The 4653-nt window shown below is 51.5% G+C and carries 5 protein-coding genes; all 5 read left to right on the top strand.

Going from position 1 to position 4653, the window contains the following annotated elements:
* Positions 1-204: hypothetical protein (locus IM284_RS23530; RefSeq protein WP_226838946.1), on the top strand; the 204-nt coding region annotated here is incomplete at its 5' end.
* A 158-nt stretch (positions 205-362) separates the two neighbouring features.
* Entirely contained in the window at positions 363-1388 is a 1026-nt protein-coding gene (locus tag IM284_RS22720; RefSeq protein ID WP_047367025.1) for an amino acid ABC transporter substrate-binding protein, read from the top strand.
* A 67-nt stretch (positions 1389-1455) separates the two neighbouring features.
* Complete coding sequence (locus tag IM284_RS22715; RefSeq protein WP_047367024.1) at positions 1456-2637, top strand: amino acid ABC transporter permease; 1182 nt, start codon at positions 1456-1458, stop codon at positions 2635-2637.
* Between the two features lie 9 nt (positions 2638-2646).
* Positions 2647-3750, top strand: coding sequence for an amino acid ABC transporter permease (locus IM284_RS22710; RefSeq protein ID WP_047367023.1), 1104 nt, complete (start codon positions 2647-2649; stop codon positions 3748-3750).
* A 7-nt stretch (positions 3751-3757) separates the two neighbouring features.
* Positions 3758-4516: an amino acid ABC transporter ATP-binding protein gene (locus IM284_RS22705; RefSeq protein WP_041907797.1), complete on the top strand. Its 759-nt coding sequence runs from the start codon at positions 3758-3760 to the stop codon at positions 4514-4516.
* The last annotated feature ends 137 nt before the right edge of the window (positions 4517-4653 follow it).

The following is a 4653-nucleotide window of genomic DNA, read 5'->3' as shown; positions in this document are numbered from 1 at the left end:
TTCTTATATTTCATTTCAACCAACCGCTATCAACACCTTTTTCTTATCTCTGATGATTTTCATACATTAATACTATTGAATACTCTGCCAATATTCACCTCAGAAACTATCTCTTCTTTTTATCTCATCCCGGTTAAAACTTTTGCTCCAATTTGTGGCACAGGTTGTAATTTCGCACTGTTTCGGGGCGCTCATTTTATTTAAGCCTGTCTACACTCTGCATTAAGCGTTCAGTTATCTCTTATCTCGCTGAACTCAAAACTGGCATTACGTTTGCTTTATAAACGTTGGCCAATGCCACAGACAGGTTAAGCGCTTAAAAACGCTTCTATAACAATAAATTTCGCCACACAGGATCCATTATGAAAAAGACGATGATAGCCAGCCTGACCGTTGCAGGCATGTTGTTTGCCATAGCCGGTCAAGCCCATGCAGGAACGACGCTGGATGCCGTTAAAAAGAAAGGTTTTGTTCAATGCGGTATCAGCGACGGTCTGCCTGGCTTCTCTTATGCCGATGCGAACGGCAAATTTACCGGTATTGATGTGGACGTCTGCCGTGGCGTCGCAGCAGCGGTTTTTGGTGATGACAGCAAAGTAAAATACACCCCGCTGACGGCGAAAGAGCGCTTTACGGCGCTGCAGTCCGGCGAGGTTGACATGCTCTCGCGTAATACCACCTGGACCTCCTCCCGTGATGCAGGTATGGGGATGTCATTTACGGGCGTGACCTATTATGACGGCATCGGCTTCCTGACCCACAATAAAGCGGGCCTGAAAAGCGCCAAAGAACTGGATGGCGCCACCGTATGTATCCAGGCGGGTACCGATACCGAGCTGAACGTCGCGGATTATTTCAAAGCAAATAAGATGAAATACACCCCTGTGACTTTCGACCGCTCGGATGAATCAGCCAAAGCGCTGGAATCTGGTCGCTGCGACACCCTGGCCTCTGACCAGTCACAGCTGTATGCCTTACGCATTAAGCTGAGCAATCCGGCGGAATGGATTGTCCTGCCTGAAGTGATCTCTAAAGAACCTCTCGGACCGGTTGTGCGTCGTGGCGATGAAGACTGGTTCTCTATCGTTCGCTGGACGCTGTTTGCCATGCTGAATGCAGAAGAGATGGGCATCAACTCGAAAAATGTTGATGAGAAAGCGGCGAATCCTTCCACCCCGGATATGGCGCACCTGCTCGGTAAAGAAGGTGATTTCGGCAAGGATCTGAAGCTGGATAACAAGTGGGCTTACAACATCATCAAACAGGTGGGTAACTACGCAGAGATCTTCGAGCGTAACGTGGGATCGGAAAGCCCGCTGAAGATCAAACGCGGCCAGAACAATCTCTGGAATAACGGCGGTATTCAGTACGCGCCACCAGTACGTTAAGTCATAGCTGTAACGGGCACTGCTCGGGCAGTGCCCACTCCAGAGTCATGGTTACTGAGGTTTCTTTATGTCCCATCGCCGCTCAGCCGTAAAAGGATCGCTATCCTTTTCTCATCCCGCGGTCCGCGCCTGGCTATTCCAGATTATTGCTATTGTTGCGGTTGTTCTTATCGCCGTGTATCTCATCCATAACACCATCACTAACCTGAATAATCGCGGTATCACCTCCGGTTTTGCGTTTCTGGATCGCAGCGCGGGCTTTGGGATTGTTCAGCACCTTATCGACTATCAGGAGGGTGACACTTACGGACGCGTGTTTGTGGTCGGTTTACTGAATACGCTGTTGGTATCGGCACTTTGTATTGTCTTCGCGTCCATCCTGGGCTTCTTTATTGGGCTGGCGCGTCTTTCTGAAAACTGGCTGCTGCGAAAGCTTTCCACCATCTATATTGAGACGTTTCGCAACATCCCACCGCTGCTGCAGATCTTCTTCTGGTATTTCGCGGTGCTGCGTAATCTTCCCGGTCCCCGCCAGGCCGTCGATGCATTTGAGCTGTTTTTCCTGAGTAATCGTGGGTTATACATTCCCTCTCCGCAGGTGGCCGAAGGGATTTACGCCTTTGTCGTCGCCATTATTGTTGCGCTCGCGATTTCCGTCGGCCTGTTCCGCTATAACCGTAAGCATCAGATTAAAACCGGACAGCTTCGTAAAACATGGCCAGTTGCCGCTGCGCTGATTGTTGGCTTACCGTTAGTTGCTCACTGGCTTTTTGGTGCAGCCTTGCACTGGGATATTCCTCACCTACGCGGATTCAACTTCCAGGGTGGTATGGTGTTAATTCCTGAACTGGCAGCACTCACGCTGGCGCTTTCAATTTATACCTCCGCGTTTATTGCGGAAATCATCCGCTCCGGGATCCAGGCCGTGCCTTACGGGCAGCACGAGGCGGCACGTTCACTCGGTTTGCCGAATACCGTGACGCTTCGCCAGGTCATTATTCCGCAGGCTTTACGGGTGATCATTCCGCCCCTGACCAGCCAGTATCTCAACATTGTCAAAAACTCATCGCTGGCAGCTGCCATTGGTTATCCGGATATGGTGTCTCTCTTCGCCGGAACCGTGCTTAACCAGACCGGACAGGCCATAGAAACCATTGCCATCACCATGTCCGTCTATCTAATCATCAGTCTGGCTATTTCGTTGCTGATGAACCTTTATAACCGTCGTATAGCACTGGTCGAGCGCTAAGGATCTATGATGACAAAAGCGATACTGTCGCACTCCTCGCGCCCTGCCAGCTCGACGGGTGGACGTTTTATTCTCTGGGCGCGTAAGAATCTCTTCTCCAGCTGGAGTAATAGCCTGCTGACGATTGTCTGCCTGTGGCTAATGTGGGAATTGATTCCTCCCCTGCTGAACTGGGCGGTTATACAGGCCAACTGGGTCGGTTCAACCCGAGCTGATTGCACAAAAGCCGGCGCTTGCTGGGTATTTATTCATGAGCGCTTCGGTCAGTTCATGTATGGGTTGTATCCCCACGAACAGCGTTGGCGGATTAATCTGGCGCTGGTTATCGGCCTGCTCTCTGTTGCAGTCATGTTCTGGAAAAAGCTGCCTCACCGTGGACGCTATATTGCCGTCTGGGCGGTGGTTTATCCGATTATTGTCTGGGTGCTGCTGTATGGCGGTTTTCTGGGGCTGGAACGCGTTGAAACACGCCAGTGGGGTGGCCTGACGCTGACATTGATTATCGCTTCAGTAGGGATCGCCGGCGCGCTACCGTTGGGTATTTTACTCGCCCTGGGTCGCCGTTCAAAAATGCCGGTCGTACGCGTGCTCTCCGTTATCTTTATTGAGTTCTGGCGCGGCGTACCGCTTATCACCGTACTGTTTATGTCGTCGGTCATGCTGCCACTGTTTATGGCGGAAGGTACAACGATCGACAAGCTGATCCGTGCCCTGGTCGGGGTGATTCTCTTCCAGTCCGCCTATGTCGCTGAAGTTGTACGCGGTGGCCTGCAGGCATTGCCTAAAGGCCAGTACGAAGCGGCGGAATCACTGGCGCTCGGTTACTGGAAAACGCAGGGACTGGTGATCCTTCCGCAAGCGCTCAAGCTGGTTATCCCTGGGCTGGTCAATACGATCATTGCTCTCTTTAAAGATACCAGCCTGGTGATCATCATCGGATTGTTCGATCTCTTTAGCAGCGTGCAGCAGGCAACCGTTGACCCTGTCTGGCTGGGTATGTCCACCGAGGGATATGTCTTTGCCGCTCTGATCTACTGGATCTTTTGTTTTAGCATGTCGCGCTACAGCCAGCATCTGGAAAAGCGCTTTAACACCGGGCGTACACCGCACTGAGGAAATTATGAGCCAAATGACTATGACAACCGCCAACGCGATGATTACGCTGGAAAACGTCAATAAATGGTATGGACAGTTTCATGTCCTGAAGGACATCAATCTTAAGGTAAAGCAGGGCGAACGCATCGTCCTTTGCGGCCCTTCCGGTTCAGGTAAATCCACAACCATTCGCTGTATTAACCATCTTGAAGAGCATCAGCAAGGGCGCATTGTGGTTGATGGTATTGAACTGAATGAAGATATCCGCAATATCGAACGCGTGCGGCAGGAAGTGGGAATGGTATTTCAGCACTTTAATCTGTTTCCACACCTGACCGTTCTGCAGAACTGTACGCTTGCGCCGATTTGGGTCCGAAAGATGCCGAAACAGGAAGCGGAGGCGCTGGCGATGCACTACCTTGAACGCGTACGCATCGCGGAGCATGCCAATAAGTTTCCTGGTCAGATCTCGGGCGGGCAACAGCAGCGCGTGGCTATCGCCCGTTCGCTGTGCATGAAACCCAAAATCATGCTGTTTGACGAACCAACATCTGCGCTGGATCCGGAAATGGTGAAGGAGGTGCTGGATACCATGATTGGGCTGGCCCAATCCGGCATGACGATGCTGTGCGTAACGCATGAGATGGGTTTTGCCAGAACGGTAGCTGACAGGGTGATCTTTATGGACCGCGGCGAGATTGTTGAGCAGGCACCGCCGGATGAGTTCTTTGCGCATCCGAAGTCAGAACGTACGCGAGCATTTTTATCGCAGGTAATTCATTAGTCGTTTGCTCTGCCGGGTGGCGGCTTCGCCTTACCCGGCCTACGATTTGTGCAGCGCAGAAACGCAAAAAGGCCATCCTTTCGGATGGCCTTTTCACTTATTTGATGTCTGGCAGTTCCCTACTCTCACATGGGGAG

Source organism: Enterobacter cloacae complex sp. P12RS (genome assembly GCF_014895875.1).
Taxonomy (GTDB): domain Bacteria; phylum Pseudomonadota; class Gammaproteobacteria; order Enterobacterales; family Enterobacteriaceae; genus Enterobacter; species Enterobacter bugandensis.
This window is presented reverse-complemented; position numbering and strand designations above follow the sequence as displayed.